Origin of the sequence: Streptomyces sp. NBC_01508, assembly GCF_045040315.1 — a bacterium.
Lineage (GTDB): Bacteria > Actinomycetota > Actinomycetes > Streptomycetales > Streptomycetaceae > Streptomyces.
Genome location: NZ_CP109419.1, coordinates 7,547,300 through 7,569,340 on the forward strand (window position 1 = coordinate 7,547,300; position 22,041 = coordinate 7,569,340).

Here is a 22,041-nt window from a genome sequence, read left to right on the forward strand (position 1 = left end):
CGGTGAGCGCCTATCCGATGGAGACCACGCGCGCCCACGCGGGCGGTGAGTCCGGCACGTAATCGGGATTGTCCTCGTCGTACGGTCCGGCGGACCGATCGAACAGGCCCACCACCGTCCGGCACGGTGGCCGGGCGTCGGGCCAGGGGGTCTGCCCGTCGGTCAGGACCACGATGACATCCGGTCGCGGCCCCTTCCGGAGCACCCTGGCGAAGCCCGTACGCAGATCCGTACCCCCACCACCCACCAGTGGAATCCCGGCGGCCCGGCACAGCGGGTGCACGATCTCGGACGCCGCGTCGCACGGCAGCACGGTGATCAGGTCCCGACGTCCGCCCAGGGCACGGGAGATGGCGGCGACCTCGTGGAGCGCGCTGCCGAGTTCGGCGTCGCTGACCGACCCGGACGTGTCGATGATGACCGCGACGCGGGGTGGTCGGCGCCGCAGGCTGGGCAGTACGGCGCCGGGCACCCCGGCCGAGCGGCGTGACGGCCGGCCGTACGTGTAGTCTTCGCCCGCGCCGGAGCCGGTGGTCGCCGAGCGGACCGCCGCACCCAGCAACTCCCGCCAGGGCTGCGGCGGATGGAACGCCTCCTCCGCCCACCGCTGCCACCCCTTCGGGGAATGTCCCGGGTGGCCCTTGATGCCCTGTGCCACCCGGAACCGGACGGCGTCCCGTTCCTGCGCGCTGAGACCGTGCGAGCCGTCCGGCCCGAGGTCCCACTCCCGTTCCAGGCCGTCGGCGCCGCTGCCGCAGTCCAGCCAGACCATGCCCTGTGTGTACGGTCCGAGCCGGAACTGCCCCAGGTAGTCCTCCATGAGCTCCCCCTCGTGGAGCCCCAACGACCCTGGCCGGACGATGTCTTCGGGTGGGACCAGCCCGTCACCGAACACATCGTCGTTGATCTCGCAGTCCGCCGCGATGTTCATCCGCAGCCGTTCCCCCGGTCCGGTGAGCCCGCGCGCCCGCGCGACCCGGTCACCGCGACCGTGGTGGTCGCGCAGCAGGTGCGACACCTCGTGGACCCAGACCCCGGCCAGCTCCTCCACCGGGGTCCGGGCCACGAACGCCGGCGAGACGTAGCACCGCCAGTGCCGGTCGACGGCCATCGTCGGCACCTGCCGCGACTCCACCACGTGCAGGGCGAACAGCGCCGTCGCCATGAAGGGACGGACCCGAACGGCGTGCAGTCGGGCGGCGAAGAGCTTGTCGAGGTCGAGTTTCCCCGGCTGATCCGCATCCGCGCCCGCGTCTGCGGCCACCCCCGCGCCTGTGTCGGTGCGTGTCTCGCTGCGTGTGTGGGTCCCGGTCTCGTGGCTCATCGGCCGGCACCCGCGACAGACGCCGCGCGGGCCGCCGCGCGATCCGCCCGCCGGGAGAGTGACACCGCCCCGGCGAGCCGGTCGATCGACGCCGGGACGTCCCACTCCTCCTGCCGCAGCGAGGCGAGCGTGGTCGCGGGCACGACCACCAGGTCCGCGGCCCCGGTCTCCATCGCCCGCACCAGGAGCGCCCACGCCGCGTCCCAACGGGACCTTTCCGGGCGCTCGCGTACCGCCCGTACCACCCCGTCGAGCACGGCCTGGCGCAGGTCCCCCCGTTCGGGCAGTACGGCACCCGCCGGGTCGGCGAGAAGATCCTCGGGGTCCGGCAGGTCCATCCGGTCCAGGCTCGCCAGCAGCTCCAGCCCCGGCCCGTCGCCCACGGTGCCCCTCACCAGCAGGGAGAGTACGTCGCGGGACGAGCCGGCCGCGGTCGCGAACGCGATCAGGCGCAGTGTCATCTCCCAGCTTCGGGGTGACGGCCAAGGGCCGCCCTGCCGCGTCTCGTTGCTGGGCAGCCGGTGTACGAGGGCGGCGCGGGCGGACAGCAGCCCGCACACGGCGCGGCGGGCGAAGTCCACGGCGCCCGGCAGCCGTTCGGGGGCGAGCCGCGGCAGGGTCGCCCGCGGCCATGTCCCGCCGAGGCCGCGTACGACGACCTCGTGGTCGTGGATCCACTGAAGATGAACGAACCGGTTGGCCAGCGGCGGGCTCAGCTCCCACCCGTCGGCCGCCGAGGAGCGCGGATTGGCGGCGGCCACGATCCTTACGCCGGGCGGCAGTTGGAGGGCGCCGATGCGCCGTTCGAGTACGAGACGGAGCAGGGCGGCCTGCACAGCGGGCGGCGCGGTGGACAACTCGTCCAGGAACAGCAGCCCGCGCCCCGCCCGTACGAGTCGAACCGCCCAGTCCGGCGGCGCCATCGGGACACCCTGCTCGGCGGGATCGTCCCCGACGATGGGCAGGCCCGAGAAGTCGGACGGCTCGTGCACGCTGGCGATCACCGTGGTCAGCGGAAGGTCAAGCGACTCGGCGAGCTGTGTCAGGGCGGCGGTCTTGCCGATTCCCGGCTCACCCCACAGGAGTACGGGCAGGTCGGCGGCGACGGCCAGGGTCAGGGCCTCCAACTGGTCGTCGGGGCGCGGCTCGGTGGTTGTGTCGCGCAGCAGCCCCAACAGGTCTCCGGCCACGTCGAGTTGGGTCGTGGTGGCGGAGCCGGGGGAGGAGTCGGGGAAGGGGGCGCAATCCGCGTCTGAGGTGACGTCGGGGCGCGCGAGCGGGGTGCGTGTGGACAAGTGGCATCACCTTTGGGTTCGTTGAAGAGTCGAAGAAGCAGAGAAGGCCGATGAAGTCGCAGGAGCCGAAAAAGCTGATGAAGTCGCAGGAGTCGCAGGAATCGCAGGAGTCGGAGAAGCCGGCGAGCGGAGTGAACGCGGGGACGCGGACCCCGGGTCGATCGGTCCCGCGTCAGCGGGTGGACATGTCTCGCGGGCGCGAGCGGTGACCACGAGGACGCCGGCCGCGCGGGAGGTCGCGGTCGGACGGCGGTCCGAACCCGACCATGCCCGCCCGGAACAGGCCGTGGGCGATCCGCCGTCGCGCGGCGTCCTCCAGTTCGTCCCGCAGCGTGCCGTCGCGCAGCATCGCTTCGGGTCCCAACAGGCCCTCGACGACGGCCAGCGCACCGGCGGCGTCGCCGTGGTCGAGGCGCTCACGGACACCGGGGAGGCAGGCCGGATCCCGGTGCGCCTCGTCGATCGCCCGCAGACAGGCGAGCGGAGCACCGGACAGGGCGGCCAGCAACTCCTCCCGCCGGATCTCGGCCGGGTCGTGGTCCAGCGGCGCCAACACCCCGTCGACCAGGGCTATCCGGTGCCGCGCTCCCCGGCACTCCACGACGCGTGGCGCTCCCGCCGGTTCCGGAATCCGGGACGGGCCGGGCGGCGGCGTGTGGTTCGGGACGAGTGCCGAGGCGACCAGCGGGTGCAGTCGATCGGCTTCGATCGCACCGGCACGGATCAGCTCCAGGTCGGGCAGTACCCAGGTCGCCGCGTCCGGCAGGAGCGGTGGCGCGGGAGCCCCGCCGGTCCCTTTCGGCGCCGCGATCCGCAGGACCGGCGGCCCGGCGCCGCCCTCGTCCGCGGCCAGCTCCAGGTCCAGCCGCCGCCGGGCCCCGAGCCGTACGGTGACGGCGCCCGTGGACAGCCCCTCGGCCCGGAGCAGAATCCCGGCCTCGGCCGCCCACCGGTCGACGGCACAGCGCCGCTCCGGCGGCAGCCGCTTCAGGACGGCCGGATCCAGCGGCGAACGGCCTTCGTGGAAAGGCGAGTTGGTCCCGCAGGCCCCGGCCCGGACCGCGAGTTCCGCGGTCCTGCGCGCGTCCCACAGATGGCGGTGCAGGTCGAGCCGGAACCGCCGGTCGGGATGGGGATGCGGATGACGGCGTGCGCCGGGATCGTCGAGGGATCCGTCCCACAGGGCGAGGCTGATCCGCTGACCGGCATCCGCCCAGGCGGGCGGAGTCCGGACCACGAGGTGCACAGGACCGGCGCCGTCACGCCGTGCGACGTCATGCCCCTCGCCACCCCCGTACCGGGCCAGGGCGACGGTCAGCCCCGGCCGCAGCAGGCCGTCGGGAGCGATCCTCGGCATGTGCCAGCGCAGCAGGTCAGGTGCCAACTGGCGGAGATCGGCCCGGAGCTGGGCCGCGACTTCGCGACCGTGGACGCGTGCCACGGAGCGCGGATTGAAATCGACATCGATGCCCGCGGCGGCGCACGCCCCCGCCCAGTCGCCGACGTGGCGGCGGGCGGTCGCAGTCTCGATCATGGACGGCGGCACGGCGAACTCACGCACGCGCGGCCAGAAGGTGAATCGGGGAAAGCGGGAAATCCCGTTCGCGGTCTCAGTGAGCATCAGCACTCACCTTGCGTGGACGGGTCCCCCAATCGAGCAGAGTAGGTAGTCATCGCGGTGACCATAGCGCTCCTGACCCCGATCTGCCAGATCCATTCTTTCCGGACCCCACCGGACCCCACCGGACCCCACCGGACCCCACCGGACCCCACCGGACAGAGCCGCACGCCACGTCACCCTCACGGCTGACGGGCGCCCGCCAGCCGGCCGCGCAGCCGAGCCGCGTCCGTGGCGGGCGGCAGGCCGTAGACGCGCCGGTACTCCCGGTTGAACTGTGTCGCGCTCACGTACCCGACCGCTTCGGCGACGAGCACCGCCGTGGTGTTACCGGCGACCAACTGCCGTCGTGCCTCTTGCAGTCGGAGCTTCTTCTGGAAGCGCAGCGGGCTCATTCCGGTGGCGGCCTTGAAGTGGCGGTGGAGGGTGGCCGTGCTCATCTGCGCCACCGCCGCGATCGCGTCGACGCTCAACGGCTCGGTGTAGTGCGCGGCGATCCACGCGGCGGCGGCGCGCACCCGGGCCGTACCGGAATCGGCCGGCGCGAACTGACGCAGCATCGGGCCGAGCGGGCTGCCCAGCAGGCGGTACAGGATCTCGGCCTCGAACCGGGCCGCCAGCGGGCCGATGTCGTCCGGGGTGTCCAGCAGTCGCACCCACCGGGTGACGGCGTCGACGATCTCCGGCGTCATGGGGGCGGTGATCCGGCCGTCCGGACCGGGCGACGTACGGGGCTCCGCGCCGTCGAGTTCCAGCAGGAGATCGGTGAGTACCCGCCCGTCGAGCCGCAACACCGTCGAACGGTAAGGCACTTGGCGGAACGCGGCGGTGACCGGCAGTACGAGGGGGTTGAAGAACATCTCACCGCGCCCGGTCACCCAACTCCGCTCGCCCGCCGTGGCGCTCTTGGCCCCCTCGGCGATGAAGCAGACCATCGGCTCGTACAGCAGGTCGGTGGGCGCGATGGGCTCGTCGATCGCGACCAGGATCTGGCGTGGCACGGCACTGTCGCCCCACAGCCCGTCGCTGTGCCGGGCCACGGCCGCGGCGAGCTGACCCAGTTGGTCCAACATGGCGCACGCACTCCTTGATGAGAGGATCAGGCAATTCTACGCGACCCGTGCCCCATGATCTTCCGGGGCGCTGTCACTAACGTCGGGGGTATGACACAGCACGGTGAGAACCTTCCGCGACGCGCCCTCGGCACGCAGGGCCTCCAGGTCGGGGCGATCGGCCTCGGCACGATGGGCATGACCATGGCGTACGGTGCCGGCGACGCGCCCGGCGGCACGGCCGCCATCCACAGGGCGTACGAACTCGGGGTGACGCTCTTCGACACCGCCGAGCTGTACGGAATGGGCACTGGCAGCAACGAGCAGTTGCTGGGCCGCGCGGTGAAGGGCTTCCGCGACGACATCGTGATCGCCACCAAGTTCGGCTTCGACCTGAGTGATCCGCAGCGGATCGGAACCGTCCTGGACAGCCGGCCGGAACATATCCGCGAGGTCACCGAGAACAGCCTCCGCCACCTCGGCACCGACCACATCGATGTGCTGTACCAGCACCGCGTCGACCCGGATGTCCCCATCGAGGACGTGGCGGGAGCGGTCGGCGAACTGATCGCCGAAGGCAAGGTGCGCTACCTCGGACTGAGCGAGGCGGGACCCGACATCATCCGGCGAGCGCACGCCGTCCACCCGGTGTCCGTGCTCCAGACGGAGTACTCCGTGTTCGAGCGAGCCGTGGAGGCCGATGTACTGCCGGTGGTACGGGAGTTGGGCATCGGGTTCGTGCCGTACTCCCCGCTCGGCCGGGGCTTCCTCACCAGTACGGTGAAACCGGCCGCGGAGTACCCCGCCGACGACATGCGCAGCTGGGACGACCGGTGGCAGCCCGGCAACTACGAGAAGAACCTGGCCGCGATCGGTGAACTGAGCGCGCTCGCAGGATCGTTGGACATCACGGTCACCCAACTCGCGCTGGCCTGGCTGCTGGCGAGGGGCGACGACATCGTGCCGATCCCGGGGACCCGTAACCCGTCGCGCGTCGCCGAGAACACCGCGGCGGCGTACGTCACTCTCTCGCCGGCGGACCTCGCGCGTGTCCAGGAGATCCTTCCGCGCGGAGCGGCGGGATCCCGCTACCCGGAGGCGATCATGCCCACCTGGTAACGGCCCGGGCTTGACCGGCGCGCCCGTGACCGGCCCGAGCGGGTGCCTCCGCCTGCGGCATCGCGGTCGGTTGACACGCGAAGGCCCCGCTCGCTTTACTCCTCGCAACGCCGTGGCTGGGCCACCAGAGCTGAGCACCCGGCGCCAGAGGTACGCCTAGCCGGTGGACGGGCCGCCCGCGGCCCGCAAGCCCGGACTGAGTCGCCAGGACCGCTCCAGGGTCCGAGGCGGGGACGTACCCTCCATCTCTCCGGAGCTCGACAGTGAGCATCGAACGTGCCCGTTCCCGCCGGTTCCTCACCGCGGTCGCGGCCCTCGCCGCAGCGTTGACCACCCCCTTCCTCGCCTCGTCCCCCGTGGGTGCCTCGGCCGCCGCCGCACCCCTTCCCCCGGCCCACGCAGGGTTCGACTACCAGATCGGCGGCGGGTACCCGCCGCCCGCCGGGGTGAGTGTGGTCAGCCGCGACCGTGAGGACTCCCCGGCGGCCGGGCTGTACAACATCTGCTACGTCAACGCCTTCCAGGTCCAGCCCGACGAACTGGACGAGTGGGCGCCCGATCTGCTGCTCCGGGACGCCAACGGCGACGTCATCATCGACGAGGAGTGGGACGAGGCCATCCTCGACATCGGCACTCCCGCCAAGCGGGACCGGATCGCGGACAAGGTGAACGGCTGGATCGACGGTTGCGCGAGCGGCGGCTTCCAGGCGGTCGAGCCCGACAACTACGACAGTTACGAGCGGAGTCGGGGCCGGTTCGGCACCTCCGCCGCCAGGGCCTTCATCACCCTGCTCTCGCGGCACGCGCACGACAAGGGCCTGGCGATCGGCCAGAAGAACACCGCCGATCTCGCCGAGTTCCGTGACGACACCGGGCTCGACTTCGCCGTCGTCGAGGAGTGCGGGCAGTACGAGGAGTGCGACGCCTTCACCGAGTACTTCGGTGACAACGTGATCGTCATCGAGTACACGTCCAAGGGGCTCGCGACCGCGTGCGCGGGCCGGCGGGACCGGCTCAGCATCGTCCGCCGCGACATCGACGTCCGGCCCGCCGGCGGCGACGGCCACATCCGCCAGACCTGCTCCGACCTCTGACCGCCCCTCGCCACACTCTTGACGTGCCGTCAGAGTGTTCGGCCGAACAGGTCGAGCAGGGCCGCCCAGTGCCGCTCCGTGGCCTCGGCGTCGTAACTGGGTGTTGCCCTCGGGCCGGATCCTGCGGTCGGGTCGTCGGACGGGGAAGGTGCGGGGGGATACCTGTGGTCCCTCTGCCGGTCGCTGCGGTCCGCGCAGTCAATCCGAGATCAATTGACGGGTCAATCGACTGACTTAACGCAAACCATGAGTGGCGGAGCCGTATCCGCCCAAGATCCCGCGACGGGCGTGTTGCCTCTGTGTGGCGGGGAGTTGACGGAGTGTCAATTCCATGTCGCGACCATGACATCAACCGGGAATCGCTTGTTCCGCCCGAACGCCCCAGGTCATCGTCGTGGTGCGGCGTACGACCCCGTACGCCGCACCCCACTGGGCGCGTGCCAATCCGGCGCGCCACCGTTCGAGGAGGACCCTCTCGATGGAAGCAGTGCGTAACACCAAGCGGCGGATCACCGTGGCGATCACCACCGCGGCGACCCTGGCGGCGGTACTCGGCGCGGGCCTCGCCGCACCCGCCCAGGCCGCCCCGGCGGAAGGCAGGATCCTGCACGCCGGGGCAGCCGGGGCGGTGCCCGGAAGCTACCTCGTCACCCTGAAGCCGACCGCCGGACTCAAGGCGTCGACAGCCCAGGGAAGGGAGCTGATATCCGGTTACGGCGGCCGGATCACGCGCACCTACACCTCGGCGCTCAACGGCTACGCCGCCACACTGGGCGTCGCCGAGGCCAAGCGGCTCGCCGCGGACCCGGCGGTCGCGACGGTCGAGCAGGACCAGAAGGTCCACTCGACCGCCACCCAGACCAACGCCCCCTGGGGTCTGGACCGCGTCGACCAGGCCAACCTCCCGCTGAGCGGCACGTACACCTACCCGGACTCGGCGGGCGGTGACACCACCGTCTACGTCCTCGACACCGGCGTGCGCATCACCCACCAGGAGATCAGCGGCCGGGCCTCGTACGGCTGGGACTTCGTCGACAACGACGCCATCGCCCAGGACGGCTACGGTCACGGCACGCACGTCGCCACGACCGTCGCCGGCACCACCTACGGCGCGGCGAAGAAGGCGAAGATCGTCGCCGTGCGCGTCCTCGGCAACAACGGTTCCGGTACGACTGCCGGGGTCATCGCGGGTGTCGACTGGATCACCGCCAACCATGTCGCCTCCTCCGTGGCGAACGTGTCGCTCGGCGGCGGGGCCAGCACCACCCTGGACGACGCGGTGCGCAGATCGATCGCGTCCGGCGTCACGTACTCCATCGCGGCCGGCAACTCGGGCGCGCTCGCGTCCAACTACTCACCCGCACGGGTGGCCACCGCCGTCACCGTCGGCGCCACCACCCGCACCGACGCGAAGGCCACGTACTCCAACTACGGCCCCACCGTGGACATCTTCGCGCCGGGCTCCGACATCACGGCCGGCTGGAACACCTCCGACAGCGCCACCTACACCGGCAACGGAACCTCCTTCGCGGCGCCGCACGTCTCGGGCGCGGCTGCGATCTATCTGACGAACCACCCGGGCGCCAGTCCGGCGGCCGTCGCCACCGCGCTGGTGAACGGCGCGACGCCCAACGTCATCACGGGCGCCGGAGCCGGCTCCCCGAACAAGCTGCTCAAGATCGTCCCGTAAGGGACCACCGCACGACGCACGACGCACGACGCGCGACGGCCGGGGATCCGGGCGTGGGAACGCCTCCCACGCCCGGGTCCCCGACCCGCGTCACACCCGTGCCCCGTTGTCGGCCGCCCGACCGCGCCTCGGCAGCGGCTCCGTACGGCCTCCGCCACCACGGCGCTTCCGCGCCGGCGGACTTCCCTTGCCGCGCGCCTCCATCGCGAGCGCGACCGGCACGGCCGTGAACACGGAGGAGTACGTGCCCACACAGATACCGATGAGCAGGGCCAGCGCGAAGTCCCGGAGCGAGTCCCCGCCGAGCACCGCCAGGGCGGTGAGGATGAACAGCGCGCCCGTACCCGTGTTCACCGTTCTGGGCACCGTCTGCAGTACGGCGGTTCGCGCGGCCGGCAACAGGGGACTGCCGGGCCTCTTCGCCCACAGCTCACGCACCCGGTCGAAGACCACCACCGAGTCGTTGACCGAGTAGCCGATGACGGTGAGCAGCGCGGCCAGGAAGATCCCGTCGACGGGGCGGCCCAGCCAGGCGAACACCCCGACGAGGATCACCACGTCGTGCACCATCGCGGTCACCGACGCCACCGCGAACGACCACCGGAACCGCACCGCCAGATACAGGAGTTGGGCCGCGACGGCGATCGCGAGCGCGATCAGCGCATGGCGCCTCAGCTCGTCCCCGAGACTGGGCCCGATCAGGTCGTCCCGCACCTTCGTCGTCGGTCCGCCCTCCTCGCTCAGCGCGCTCCGGATGGCGGCTTCGGCCGGCTCGCCCGTGTCGCCGGTGCGCACCGACAGCTCCCGCTCGCCCGCCGTGGTGACCTCGGTGTCCGCGAAGCCCGCGTCGGCCAGCGCCGTGCGAGCCGTGTCGACGTCGACCGGCCGGCTCGTCGCGTACTCCATGAGCCGCCCGCCGGTGAACTCCACGCCGAGATTCACCCCGCGCAGCACGACCCCCAGCACGGCGACGGCCAGCACCGCCGCGGAGACCACCAGCCACCGCCGCGACCTGCGGAACAGCTGAGGGGCGCGGCGGGCCAGATACGTACGGACGCGGCCCGGCAGACCGATTCCGTTGACCTTCGGGAAATCACTGACAAAGCGGGATCCTGTGGCTATTTCGGTCAGTGTCCGCGCGATGACCAGGGCGGAGAACATCGATACGAGTACGCCGATGGCGAGCGTGACGCCGAACCCCTTCACCGGCCCCGATCCAAGGGTGAACAGGAGGCCGGCGGCGAGCAGCGTCGTCACGTTGGAGTCGATGACCGCGCTGCGGGCGTTTCGGAACCCGGCGCCCAGAGCGGAGCGCAGGGTGCGGCCGCAACGGCCCGCGTACTCCTCCCGCGCCCGCTCGAAGGCCAGCACATTGGCGTCGACGGCCATACCGATGGCGAGCACGAAGCCGGCCAGCCCGGGAAGCGTCAGCGTGACACCGAGGGCGACCAGGGCGGCGTACGAGATCAGCGCGTACCCGGCCAGGGCCAGCGAGGCGAGGCCACCGAAGAGGCGGTACACGAAGGTGATGAACAGGGCGGTCAGGCCGGCGCCGATCACCGCGGCCCGCGTGCTGGCGCTGATCGCCTCGGCACCCAGCGTCGGACCCACGGTGCGCTGCTCGACGACGTCGACCGGTACGGGCAGCGCCCCGCCATTGATCAGCAGCGCCAGATTCTTGGCCTCATCGGCCGAGAAGGACCCGCTGATCTGGGTCGTACCGGACGGCAGTCCGGCCCCGCAGGCCACCGAAGGGCTCACCTGCGGCGCCGAGATCACCTGGTCGTCCAGCACGATCGCGACCCGGCGCCGCTCGTCCTGGGGCGGATGGCAGGCGGCGTCCGCGGTCAGCCGTGTCCACGCGCGGGACGCGTCGTCACGGAAGTCGAGGGAGACGAACCAGCCGGCTCCCTGCTGCCCGTCGAATTCCGCGCGGGCTTCCTTCACCCCGGCGCCCGACAGCTCGGAGGTGCCGAGCCTCAGTTCGCGCCCGCTCTCGTCGGGGAGCACCAGTTCCCCGGACTTTTCGGACTCCGGCCGGTCCGGGCCGGGAGCGTCGGCGGCGCTGTCGTCGGCGAGACCGTTGACGGGGTGGAAGGACAGTTGGGCGGTCCGGCCCAGCACCTCCGCGGCCTCGCGCGGATCGGTGACATCGGGAAGTTCGACGAGGACACGGTTCTCGCCGGAGCGTGTGACGGTCGGCTCCGAAACGCCCAGGGAGTCGATCCGCTGACGCAGAACCTCCACCGTACGGTCGGTGCTCTCCCGGTCCGCGGTCGCGGTCGCGGAGTCGCGGGCCTGGAGCACCAGCCGGGTGCCGCCTTGCAGATCGAGCCCGAGTCTGGGGCTCATGGTGAGCGTGACGAAGAGCGATACGAGCAGGACGGCCGCGGCCAGAACTGCCCGCACCGTGGTGGCGCGAGTCATGGAAATCCTCCGGGAGGGCACCGGAACGCGCCGCCCCACGGGGGAATCGGGCCTGACCTCAGGCCCGCCCACCTCTACCGAGGGCGGTGCACCGGCGCGGAAACGGGACAGTGCGGATGACTGCTCCCGGAGGGAGGACCGCGGACGTCGGGCAGGCCCGAGGGTCCGGCCGTCGGTGCGCCGACGCCGGGACGGGGGCCGCACTCCACGACGGCGTGCGGGACGGGAAGTCCCGCGAGGAGCGGCAGGGCGCCCGTGTCGGGCTGCGCCGGGTGGTGCTGTGTGCGCTCGGGTGTCCAGACACCGGTGGCCGCCGGCCGGGTCGGCGCTCCCGCGGAGGTGTGGGCGGCGCGGGGGGAGTCCCGCCGGAAGTCGCGGGACCGCTCGGAGTGCGTCGGCCGGTCGGCGTGCGGGGAGAGTGCCCGCTGGGCGGGTACGGCCGCCGCGGCGCCCGTGCCCGTGGCGCCGAGCGCCGACGCCGGAGCGGGTGAGACGAGGGTGAGGACGCCGAGGAGCAGCGCCGACAGCACCCCCGCGGCACGCTGCCGGACACCCCAAGCGGTCCGTCGCACCCGTGAGTTCGCCGGCGCCGGCCTCGCGCGGTCATCGCGCGGCTTCCGTGCCTGGACAGTCACTGTCTCAAGGTACCCGTCGCCCGCGCCGGTCGGGTGCCGGCCCGGAATCCGGACCGGGCCGGCACCTGGGTCAGATGAGGGCGGCGCGCACGTCGGCGAGCGCTTCGTCGAGGGTGTCGGCGGTGTTCTCGTGCCCGCTGAATCCGTCGTCGTCGCCGGGGTCGACGGTCCAGCCCCAGCCGCTCTCCGGATGCCCGTCGATGGTCGCCGCGTGCTCACCCTTGGTGAGTGTGATCGACACGTTGCCCGCCGGGAAGGTGGTCACCTCGGCGTGCGCGCTGTCGCCGAAGGCGTGATGGATGGCGTCGTGGGCTTCCTGCTCGGTGGTCATGTCCGCTCCTGAGGGTGAGGGTGTACCGGCCGCTGTAATCGAATGTGTTTCTGTGGGCTGATGTCGAGCCCGACACTCCCGCGCGATCACTCTTCAGGGGGACAGCTCCGTTCGAGTGTCCCGGTCTAGTATCGCCGTGTTCCCGCCCGTGCAATTGCATGACGGGATTGCGCGGCCTCCCTGTCCGCGGTGACGCCTCCCGGTGGGCGGGGGGTCGGCGGGAAGTCGGATTGTCGAACACACAGCTAGGGAGAAGCGTATGGACGGCTATCGCAACGGTGTCTCCGCGGGGTCCATCACGGCGGACTGGATCAAGAGCGCGAAAAGTACGGCCAACGGTCAGTGCGTGGAACTGGCGGCCCTGCCCGGCGGCAAGGTGGCGATGCGCAACTCGACCGATCCCGACGGGCCGGCGCTGATCTTCGAGGCGCTTGAGATGGACGCCTTCCTGGACGGCGCGCGGAAAGGCGAGTTCGACGCGCTGTAGTTCAACTGGTCTGGTTTGAATACCAGTTCCGTGGGACATGCGAGCTTTCGCCGTGCCATGATGAGCCACGCTTATTCATGAACGGAGCACGCGTGTCCCATCCACCAGATAGCCCGGTCCCGCTCTCCGGCCCCGTTCGTCCATCGAGCCTGAATCCGACCGCGGCCGGAATCGTGCTCGGCGCGGAACTGCGCGCAATGCGCGAGGCGCACGGAATCACCGTGACCGCCGCCGCGCGATTGATCAACGCGTCCGTTTCCAAGGTGAGTCGGCTGGAGCGGGCGGAGAGCCCGCCGGATGCGCGCGACGTCGACATGCTCGCCGGCAAGTACGGGGCGACGCCCGCCGGGCGCGCCGATCTGAAGAGCCTCGCCCGCCGCGCGGTGGAACCGGAGTGGTTCGACCGCTACTCGGACTACGCGGCCTCCTGGATGCAGCGGCTGATCGCGCTGGAGTCGGAGGCCGTGTACTTCTGCGCCTACGAGGCACGGATCGCGCCCGGCCTCCTCCAGACCGCCGCGTACGCGCGGCAGATCATCAGCGACGGCCTCCGCGTCGGTGAGGGCGACCAGGTGGAGCAGCGCGTCGAACTGCGGGGGGAGCGGCAGCGCCGGTTCTTCGACCAGCCGGACCCGCCCAAAGGGGTCTTCCTGCTCGACCAGTCCGTCCTGCTCCGCCAGGTCGGCAGCCGGCGGATCATGGCCGAGCAGTTGCGCAAACTCCTGGACTACAGCGACCGGCCCGGCGTCACCATCCAGTTCGTACCGCTGACCAGCAGCGTCGTCTCCAACCACGGCTCCATGGCACACCTGCGCTTCGGCCCCCTCGGGCCACCCGCCATGGTGTACGTCGAGGGGGACGACGACGCGACGTACTACGTCAAGCCGGACGATGTGGAGCGGCGCGTGGAGCTGATGCTGCGCCTCAGCCACGAAGCGGCCGCCACCTGGCGGCACAGCCGGGCCATACTGCTGGACGCCATCAAGCGGTACGAGGCCTAGCCTCGCCGTTTCAGTTGGGGTTGCTGGGCGGCTGAGCGAGGTTGTTTGAGGCTGGGTCGGCCGGTGGGCATGGTGAGGGCCCGACGCGGGGTCGGGTTCTCCGAGGTCCTTGGGTTGAGGTGGGCGGGGGTGGTGGGTCAGCCGGCGGGGCGGGGTAGTGCGGCCAGTCGGTGGAATGCGGCCGTGAGCTCGTGTCGCCAGGGCCAGGTCGCCGATATCCGGAGGCGGAGGCGGCGGCTGCCCCGGGTGATTCTGGCGGCGACGTGCAGGAGCCGGTATCGGAGTTTCTTGGGTTCGGCCGTGGCGAGTTCGCCGTCCAGGAGGAGGGTGCGGGTCCAGGCAAGGAGGTCGATCGCCGCGAGGCTGAGTTCGAGCCAGGCGGCGTTGACGCCGAAGCGGCGGGAGGGGAAGCGGCCGAAGCCGGTGGTCTTGCCGCACCGGATGTGGTCTTCGACGGTGGCGTGCTGGCGGTGGCGGACCTCCAGGAACTGGGCGGAGCCGGAGGTGAACGGGGTGTCGGTGAGAAAGACCTGGTGCCGCATGCCTTCGTCCTGGTCGAAGAGTGAGAGCTGGGCTCCGGGGTGGGGATGTTCGCGGCGGACGATGATGCGGGTGCCGTCCGGGTAGCCGGCAAGGTCGGTCATGCCGGTCAGTTCGGCGACCTCGGCGGACTCGCGGAGGGTGCCGTCCTGGTCCAGGGCGGGGTGCCAGACCTGCTCGGGCAGGGCCCGGATCGCGCGGCGGACTGGTTCGGTGACCGCGTATCCGACTGAGAAGAAGGTGCGGATTCCGCGTGTTCGCAGGTCTCGGATGTGGCTGAGGAACGCTTTCGCGGATCCGGCGCTGTCGGTGCGGATCAGGATGTCGGTGCCGTGCCGGTGGGCGTCGGGGATCTGCGCGAGAGCGTCGTCCAGAACCGCGATGTGATCCGCGGCCGTGTTGGCTCCGGAGTTTCCGGGCCGGAGGCGCCCGGACATGGCCTCGCCGGTGTTGGCCAGGAAACACAGCAGGGGGTGGAAGCCGAAGCCGCCTTTGTAGGTGGGTGCGGCCTGGACCTTCTCCGAGTGGCAGGTGATCAGCGTGGCGTCGATGTCCAGGACCAGTCCGGGCACTTCCCGCCCGCCGGCTTTCGCCGCCGGTATGCCGCAGCGGGTCTCGGATGCCTGGAGCCAGGCCACTTCCCGAGCCTGAGCCCGGGCTGAGCGCAGGCGGCCCAGTACGCGTTCATCGACGGCGGCCAGCACCCGCCAGGCAGTCGGTGTCGAGGCGATGGGGCCGAACACCTCGCGCTGGTCGCGCAGGACGGCCAGATCCGTGATGGTCTCGCCGCCGGCAGCCACCATCACCGCGAGGTCGGTCGCGATCCGGCCCGGGTCATGACCAGTACCGCGTGGCCGGAGCGGTCCGAGCGCGGTGGAGTACGCGCTGGTCAGTCCGGTGACATCGGCGAGATCAGCCAGCAGCCGTGCCCCGGCATGACCGATCACCCCCGCCCCGTCAGCAGAGACATGAAGCCTGGGACGCGAACCGATACCCTGCACGCAGAAAGTGCCTTCCACCTGGACCGACAGAACCCCTCGACAAGGTTCATCGTCCCAGCTCGGAAGGCACTTTCGCGTTCACGGCCAGCAACTGGTCGCACGCCAACTGAAACGGCGAGGCTAGTACTGCAACCGTGTTTGCTGTGACGATGGTTTAGTCACGGGCTGTGGCCTCGTCGTTTGTAGTGGCTGACGCGTGCTCGGTGCTGTGCTCGTCGCCGCCAGTGGGACCAGTGCAGGACCTGGGCGAGTGAGGGCAGGAGGCGTGCGGTGAGGTGGGCGGTCAGGCGGCGGATTTCGGGCAGGCTCAGTGGGACAAGGTACTGGTCAGCGGATCGTGAGCCCCCTTTTTCAGCTCCTGCGCACGGACCGTTGCCAGGTAGGCGTGGGCCGCCATGGCCAGCGTGATGTGCCGATACCAGGCGTGGTACTTGCGGACCTGGTAGTGGTCCAGGCCGCACTCGTTCTTCGCGGTCTGGAAGCATTCCTCGATCGTCCACCGGCGGCCGGCCACCACCAGCAGTGTGTTCAAGGTGGTGCCCTCGGGTGCGAAGCACACGTAGTAGGCGATCCCGGTGGGATCGGTGACGCTGCGACGGGCCAGAACCCAGTGCTCGACGCCCTCCTCACGCCAGGGCCGGATCGGTGCCCGGGCCCAGTCGTAGACCCGCTCGCCGTGGGCGCCCGACCCGCACGAGCGGCGTTTCCATGCCTGTCGGGGCAGGCCCGCCACCAGTTCCTCCACGACATGGTCCATGCGGGAGGCGGTTACGACAGTGTCGGTCCGACGGGTGGCCAGCACGTGGAACACCCCACGCTGTTCCAGCCAGTAGCGCAACCCCTTGACCTGCCCATATGCCTCGTCGGCCGTCAGCCACGCGAACGGCACCCGGGCTGCGAGGGTCCGTTCGATCATGGCCTTGGCGTGCTCGATCTTCGTGGCGAAGGTGACCTCGTCGGGGATCGCCGCGGTGCGGCAGCGGTCCCGGTCCTCGGTCCAGGACGCGGGCAGGTACAGCTCCCGGTCGATCAGCGTGTGGCCGACCTCGGTGGCGTAGGCCAGGAACGTGCCGACCTGGCTGTTCTCGATCCGGCCCGCCGTGCCCGTGTACTGGCGCTGGACACCGGCCGAGCGGACCCCCTTCTTCAAGAACCCGGTGTCGTCCACGACCAGGATCGCCTGCCGGTCACCGAGATGTTCCATCACGAACTCCCGCACATCGTCGCGGACTTCGTCGGCATCCCAGTCACACGTATTGAGCAGCCTCTGCAAACGGTCCGGCCGGTCATGCCCCGCGCGCTCAGCGACCGTCCACGCGTTCTTCCGCTCCAGCGACGACACCAACCCGCGCATGTAAGCCAGCGCCGACTCGCGGGGCTCCGAACGCTGAAAACGGTGCACAAACCGCTCGTGCACCTCTTCCAGCCCCACCGCCCACCGCCGCACGTCACCGATTTCGAGGTCCCCACCCATGACAAGCACAACGACCACGACGTCACGTCGTCACTGCAAACGCGGTTGCAGTACTAGGGCGTGTTGCGAAAGTAGCGCCGTCCGCCCGAAGGGCGGGGTCGACGGCGTCTGGTGCGTGCGATCGCAAGGCGGAGGATCGTTCTCGTACTGGGCGTACTTGGATGATTCCGACAACGCGGCGAGTGCGCGTGCCAGGCGTCGTCGGCCAGGCGGGACTTTCGCAACATGCCCTAGGGTCTTTCGTTTGGATCGGGCCGGATGAGGGAGCGGGGTCTGGTGCCGTGGATCGCGAGGCGGAGGAGGGAGGCATGGCGGGAGCCGTGCCTGCCCTTCCGCCGTCAACGCGGCGAGGCGCGGTGCCAGGGACCGCGAGCCCGGCAAGATCCAAACGAGAGGCCCTAGGGGGGCGTCTTGCCCCTGGGAACCGCGCCCCGGCGACTCGGTGGCACCTCGGCCAGACCGCCGTACTCCGTCCACTCGATACTGCGCTGCCGTCGCTGGAGCTCCGAGTCCGGACGCCAGTCCGTGACGTCGACCAGCCCGGGTTCCTGGATCAGGAGACCGTCGAAGTACCGGTCCACCTCTGCCGGTTCGCGCACCCGGCCCCACCGGCCGTGGGTCTGTTCCAGCATCATCTCCGTCACCTGCCGGCGCAACTCGGCGTCATCACTGACCAGTTGGCAGATCACCACGAAGCTGCCGGGGCCCAGAAGATCCACGACGCGGGTGACGAGGTCGCCCGGCCCGGCGGCGTCGGGAATGCAGTGCAGCACGGAGTTGAACAGGACGCCGACCGGCTGATCAAGGTCGATGAGACGTTTGAAGTCGGCGTGCTCCACGATGTATTCGGTCTCCAGCATGTCCGACGCGATGACCACGCTCTGGTCGTTCTCGTCGAAGATCGCCTGACCGTGCGCGAGCACCACGGGGTCGTCGTCGACATAGACGACACGTGAGCGGGCATCGACCGCCTGCGCGATCTGGTGAACGTTGTTCTGCGTCGGCAGACCGGATCCGAAATCGACGAATTGCCGAATTCCGTGCTCCGCGGCCATGACGCGCACCACGCGTTCCAGGAACCAGCGATTGTTCCGCGCCAGCTCCTTCGTGGTCGGTGCGACCTTCAGAAGTTGCTCGGACGCTCTCTGGTCGACTTCGTAGTTGTAGTGGCCGCCCAGCAGCCAGTCGTACATTCGCGCCGCACTGGGAACGGATAAATCGACACGCCTGTTGTCCGCCAACGGACAGACCCCTCCCGGTTCGAGCCCCGATCTCGCCAGGGAATGCGAGCCCATCCTAGGAGGGTGGCCCTGGGCGCACCACCACTTGGGAGGGTGATGACGGCGAACGATGGCGCGAACACGGCGCTCGGCGGACGGCCGTTCACGCGCGGGGGTGGCAGCTGTGTCACGGACGGGAAGGTTGTTGCTCCAGTTGTTGGAGTGTCGCGGCGGAAAAGTGCCGCCGGACGGTCAGCAGACAAGCGGCGACCGCCGGAGGGTCGGTGCCCATCAGATCGGCGATGGCCTCGGGGGTCATGGCCAGCCGCCATCGCAGCACAGCGGTGTCCGCCGTGTCCGGGGGCAGGGCGCCGTACAGCAGCTCGACGGCCGGATCCGGCGCGCCGGCGTCGGCGCCGCCGCTCGCGGTCCGGATCTGCGCGCGCAACTGCTGCCACGCGTCCGCCGCGGGGCGCGCGTTCTGCAGGAAGTCGCTCCACCGGCCGGTGACGGCGGCGATGGTCGCCTCGACGGCGGCCCGGCTCGCGGACTCGTCGACCAGCCGGGCCCGCGCGTATTCCAGGTAGTGAAGGCGGTGCAGTTGTACGAAGGCGGCGAGGCCGAGGAGGCTGTGCTGATCCGTGGGCAGGTCGACGGTCTCCGTATCGGTAATCGCTGCGGAAATACTGACCGCGCTGATATCGTGCAATTGCCCGGAGGGCGGATTTGTCCACTCTCGGCGAAATAGGTCAAGCATCGGCTCTCCGCTTTTGATCGCTTCGCACCCCGGAGTCTGGCTGGTATCCATTCCCCGGGGCGGGCCCCTTACTTGGAGCTGTAACGACCGTACCGTGTGTCACTCCACGGCTACGGTGAATGACCTCTCGTGCAAAGTCAGATTTTCAAAGGCGTGCCGGCGGGTATTTTTCGCTCTCGAATTCGCAACTCAATTCGAATTCCGCACGCTTCTTTCGTGCGGGGTGTCGGCGGCGATCCGGGCGGACGGTGTCGAAGGAGCGGTGTCGGAGGGACGGTGCCGGAGGGGTGGTGTCGGAGGGGGTGACGTCAGGCCAACTCGCCTCTAACATCCGATGTGTTGACCCAGTCGTCGGCCAAGTCGGGCCACAAAGTGCCCAATTGAGGCTTCAGGGTCGGATGTCTCCACCGGACCGCTCGCGAAGGAGTGTCGGAATGCGCAAGGTGATCGGCCTCATGCTCGCGTTGCTGCTCGCCGTCGGGGCAGTGGCGACGAGCCCTCCCGCGGCGGTCGCCACCACGGCCGACCGGCCCGGCGGACCACCGGTCCGCGGCATACCGGGCGCGATCGATCTCAGTGCGGACAAGGACCTCGCGGCCTGGCAGCGGCTCCAGTTCGGGATGTTCATCCACTGGGGCCTCTTCTCCGAGCTGGGCGGCGTGTGGAAGGGCGAGCCGGTCACCTCCGGGTACAGCGAACAGATCCAGATGTGGGCCGACATCTCCGAGGAGGAGTATCTGGACGTCGCCGCCCGCTTCCGGCCGGACCGCTTCGACCCCGCCGAGATCTGCTCGCTCGCCAAGCGGGCGGGCATGCGCTACGTCGTCATCACCAGCAAGCACCACGACGGCTTTTCCATGTTCGACACCGCCACCACCGACTACGACGTGACGGACGCGACGCCCTACGGCAAGGACCCCATGAAGGCGCTCGCCGACGAATGCCGAAGCCAGGGACTGAAGTTCGGCTTCTACTTCTCCCTCGTGGACTGGCACCAGGGCCATGACTTCGACGGCGGCAACAACAACCCGATCCCCGCCTCGATGGAACCCGTGATCAAGGCGCAGATCCGCGAACTGATGACCAACTACGGTGACATCGCCGAGGTGTGGTTCGACATGTCGTCGCCCACCGGCACACAGAGCGAGGAGTTCGCCGGCATCGTCCGCGAACTCCAGCCGAAGGCGGCGGTCAACAGCCGGGTGTGGAACAACGAGGGCGACTTCCGTACGCTCGGCGACAACGAGATCCCCTCCGTCGCGCTCGACGGCGCCTGGCAGACACCCGCGTCGATCTACCACGCCACCTGGGGCTACCGCAGCTGGCAGGTACGTGACGACCTGCCCGGCAAGATCCGGGACCTCGTCGTCGGACTCACCGGCGTACGGGCCCGTGGCGGCAACTATCTGCTCAACATCGGCCCGCGCGGCGACGGTTCGGTGGTCGAGTTCGAGGCCGACGTCCTGCGCGGGATGGGCGACTGGCTCCGACGCCACCCCGACGCCGTGCTCGACGCGTCCGCCACCCGCTTCGGCGGGCAGCCGTGGGGCGAGGTGACGGTCAACGGCCGCGACCTGTTCCTGCACGTCACCGACCGGCCGGAGTCCGGTGAACTGCGCCTGCCCGGCCTGGCCACCTCCGTACGGCAGGTGCGCGAGGACGGAGCGGCGGAACAGCTCGACTGGCGCTGGGACGGGGACGACCTCGTCGTCACGCTGCCCGACACGACGGCCGACCCGGTACTGCCCGTGGTCAGGGTCGAAATCGGCGGCGAACTCCGGATCATCCCGGCGAACACCGTCTCCCTCGGCCTCGACGACACCGGCGGCAACGGCGCCGCCGTCCTGGGCGCGGGGGACTTCGAGAACGGCTACAGCTACGCCGACGAGGGCAGTTACCCCAGCACCCGGCGGACGACCGTGCGCCACACCGGGTACATCACCGCCGGCCGCGCCGGGCAACTGTCCCTGGCCGTACGGGGACAGGCCCGCCCCGACGCGCTCTACCGCCTCCAGGTCGGGGAGCGGTCCCGCCTGGTGACGGGCGAGAAGCTGACCCGCGAGGCCGTCGGCCCCTTCCCCGTACGGCCCGGCAGGGTCACCCCCGTCACGCTCACCCTCGCACGGCCGGAACACGCCGGAGAAGACCTCGGGCTGCGCCTCGACGGGGTGCTCGTCGCACCCACCGGCAGCATCGTTTCCTGGTCCCAGGCGCCGGACCAGGTCACGACCGGCACTGTCACGGACATCCCGGTCCATGTCACCAACCTCGGCCACGGCACGGCGCGCGGCACGCTCGCGCTGCGGGCCCCGCGCGGGTGGACCACGGGCGGGGGAGAGAGGTTCGGCCCCCTGGCCACGGGCCGCACCCACACCGCCACCCTCCCGCTGTCGGTGCCGGCACAGGCCGCGACCGGCCCGGCCGCGCTCACGGCCGTCGTGACCGGTGCCGGACGACGCGTCCTGGACATCACCGACGAGACCGAGGCCGTGCTGCCCAACGTGGCGCGCGGCAGGACGGCGACCCAGTCGAGCACGGCCTGGGACGGGGTCGCGAGCCGCGCCGTCGACGGCGACACAGCGGGGGACTATCTGCGCGACAACACCACGACCCACACCGCGGAACCCTCGAACCAGGCGTGGTGGCAGGTCGATCTTGAGCGGTCCCGCGGCATCGACACCGTCGAGATCTTCAACCGCACCGACTGCTGCGCTGAACGCCTCGCCGACTACTGGGTGCTCGTCTCCGACACCCCGTTCACGGCCGACTCGCTGGAGGAGGCGCGCTCCGCACCGGGGGTGACCGCCGTCCACCGCAAGGACCAGGCGCAACGCCCGACCGCCGTCGCACTCGACGGGGCGAAGGGCCGTTACGTACGCGTCCAGCTGGCCTCCTCGACGGATCCGCTGTCCCTGACCGAGGTCGCCGTCAGGGCCCGGTGACCGCCGGGGCCGGGGTCGCCGCAGGCTCGCGGCG

The 22,041-nt window shown here is 70.5% G+C and carries 17 protein-coding genes; 6 read left to right on the forward strand and 11 right to left on the reverse strand.

The window, feature by feature from the left end; all coding sequences use genetic code 11:
* Positions 1-10: 10 nt before the first annotated feature.
* From OG700_RS34905 to OG700_RS34920, 4 genes are all read right to left on the reverse strand, one after another.
* Positions 11-1,324, reverse strand: a complete 1,314-nt coding sequence (locus OG700_RS34905; protein ID WP_405620666.1) for a DUF2201 family putative metallopeptidase — start codon at positions 1,322-1,324, stop codon at positions 11-13.
* Positions 1,321-2,619, reverse strand: a complete 1,299-nt coding sequence (locus OG700_RS34910) for an AAA family ATPase (protein WP_405620668.1) — start codon at positions 2,617-2,619, stop codon at positions 1,321-1,323. The genes OG700_RS34905 and OG700_RS34910 overlap by 4 nt, the downstream gene beginning before the upstream one ends.
* A gap of 172 nt (positions 2,620-2,791) precedes the next feature.
* Positions 2,792-4,240 carry a hypothetical protein gene (locus OG700_RS34915; protein ID WP_405620670.1) on the reverse strand — a complete coding sequence of 483 codons (1,449 nt, stop codon included), beginning with the start codon at positions 4,238-4,240 and terminating at the stop codon, positions 2,792-2,794.
* A 179-nt stretch (positions 4,241-4,419) separates the two neighbouring features.
* Positions 4,420-5,310 (reverse strand): AraC family transcriptional regulator N-terminal domain-containing protein, encoded by an 891-nt coding sequence (locus tag OG700_RS34920; RefSeq protein WP_405620672.1) that lies wholly within the window; start codon positions 5,308-5,310, stop codon positions 4,420-4,422.
* A 90-nt stretch (positions 5,311-5,400) separates the two neighbouring features.
* Here OG700_RS34920 and OG700_RS34925 point away from each other — a divergent pair, with 90 nt between their 5' ends.
* From OG700_RS34925 to OG700_RS34935, 3 genes are all read left to right on the forward strand, one after another.
* Positions 5,401-6,408 carry an aldo/keto reductase gene (locus tag OG700_RS34925; protein ID WP_405620674.1) on the forward strand — a complete coding sequence of 336 codons (1,008 nt, stop codon included), beginning with the start codon at positions 5,401-5,403 and terminating at the stop codon, positions 6,406-6,408.
* Positions 6,409-6,671: 263 nt separating this feature from the next.
* Positions 6,672-7,502: an endo alpha-1,4 polygalactosaminidase gene (locus OG700_RS34930; RefSeq protein WP_405620676.1), complete on the forward strand. Its 831-nt coding sequence runs from the start codon at positions 6,672-6,674 to the stop codon at positions 7,500-7,502.
* A 478-nt stretch (positions 7,503-7,980) separates the two neighbouring features.
* A complete protein-coding gene (locus tag OG700_RS34935) occupies positions 7,981-9,192 on the forward strand; it encodes a S8 family peptidase (protein ID WP_405620678.1) in 1,212 nt (403 codons plus the stop codon).
* Between the two features lie 90 nt (positions 9,193-9,282).
* Here OG700_RS34935 and secD read toward each other — a convergent pair whose 3' ends face one another.
* The 3 genes from secD to OG700_RS34950 all read right to left on the reverse strand — a co-directional run bounded on the left by secD (position 9,283) and on the right by OG700_RS34950 (position 12,585).
* Positions 9,283-11,619 (reverse strand): protein translocase subunit SecD, encoded by a 2,337-nt coding sequence (gene secD / locus OG700_RS34940; protein WP_405620680.1) that lies wholly within the window; start codon positions 11,617-11,619, stop codon positions 9,283-9,285.
* Between the two features lie 74 nt (positions 11,620-11,693).
* Entirely contained in the window at positions 11,694-12,191 is a 498-nt protein-coding gene (locus OG700_RS34945; protein ID WP_405620682.1) for a hypothetical protein, read from the reverse strand.
* A 133-nt stretch (positions 12,192-12,324) separates the two neighbouring features.
* Entirely contained in the window at positions 12,325-12,585 is a 261-nt protein-coding gene (locus tag OG700_RS34950; RefSeq protein WP_405620684.1) for a hypothetical protein, read from the reverse strand.
* A gap of 259 nt (positions 12,586-12,844) precedes the next feature.
* On the opposite strand from OG700_RS34950, the gene OG700_RS34955 reads away from it, so the two are divergent.
* The gene (locus tag OG700_RS34955) at positions 12,845-13,072 is read left to right on the forward strand and encodes a DUF397 domain-containing protein (RefSeq protein WP_405620686.1); all 228 of its coding nucleotides are present in this window, start codon (positions 12,845-12,847) and stop codon (positions 13,070-13,072) included.
* 92 nt (positions 13,073-13,164) lie between these two features.
* Positions 13,165-14,073, forward strand: coding sequence for a helix-turn-helix domain-containing protein (locus OG700_RS34960; protein ID WP_405620688.1), 909 nt, complete (start codon positions 13,165-13,167; stop codon positions 14,071-14,073).
* Between the two features lie 137 nt (positions 14,074-14,210).
* Here OG700_RS34960 and OG700_RS34965 read toward each other — a convergent pair whose 3' ends face one another.
* From OG700_RS34965 to OG700_RS34980, 4 genes are all read right to left on the reverse strand, one after another.
* Positions 14,211-15,632 (reverse strand): IS1380 family transposase, encoded by a 1,422-nt coding sequence (locus OG700_RS34965; protein ID WP_405608350.1) that lies wholly within the window; start codon positions 15,630-15,632, stop codon positions 14,211-14,213.
* Positions 15,633-15,921: 289 nt separating this feature from the next.
* Positions 15,922-17,088, reverse strand: a complete 1,167-nt coding sequence (locus OG700_RS34970) for an IS701 family transposase (protein ID WP_405621376.1) — start codon at positions 17,086-17,088, stop codon at positions 15,922-15,924.
* A 398-nt stretch (positions 17,089-17,486) separates the two neighbouring features.
* Complete coding sequence (locus OG700_RS34975; protein WP_405620690.1) at positions 17,487-18,329, reverse strand: SAM-dependent methyltransferase; 843 nt, start codon at positions 18,327-18,329, stop codon at positions 17,487-17,489.
* Between the two features lie 166 nt (positions 18,330-18,495).
* The gene (locus OG700_RS34980) at positions 18,496-19,116 is read right to left on the reverse strand and encodes a hypothetical protein (RefSeq protein ID WP_405620692.1); all 621 of its coding nucleotides are present in this window, start codon (positions 19,114-19,116) and stop codon (positions 18,496-18,498) included.
* Positions 19,117-19,499: 383 nt separating this feature from the next.
* On the opposite strand from OG700_RS34980, the gene OG700_RS34985 reads away from it, so the two are divergent.
* Positions 19,500-22,007, forward strand: a complete 2,508-nt coding sequence (locus tag OG700_RS34985; RefSeq protein WP_405620694.1) for an alpha-L-fucosidase — start codon at positions 19,500-19,502, stop codon at positions 22,005-22,007.
* Positions 22,008-22,041: the final 34 nt, after the last annotated feature.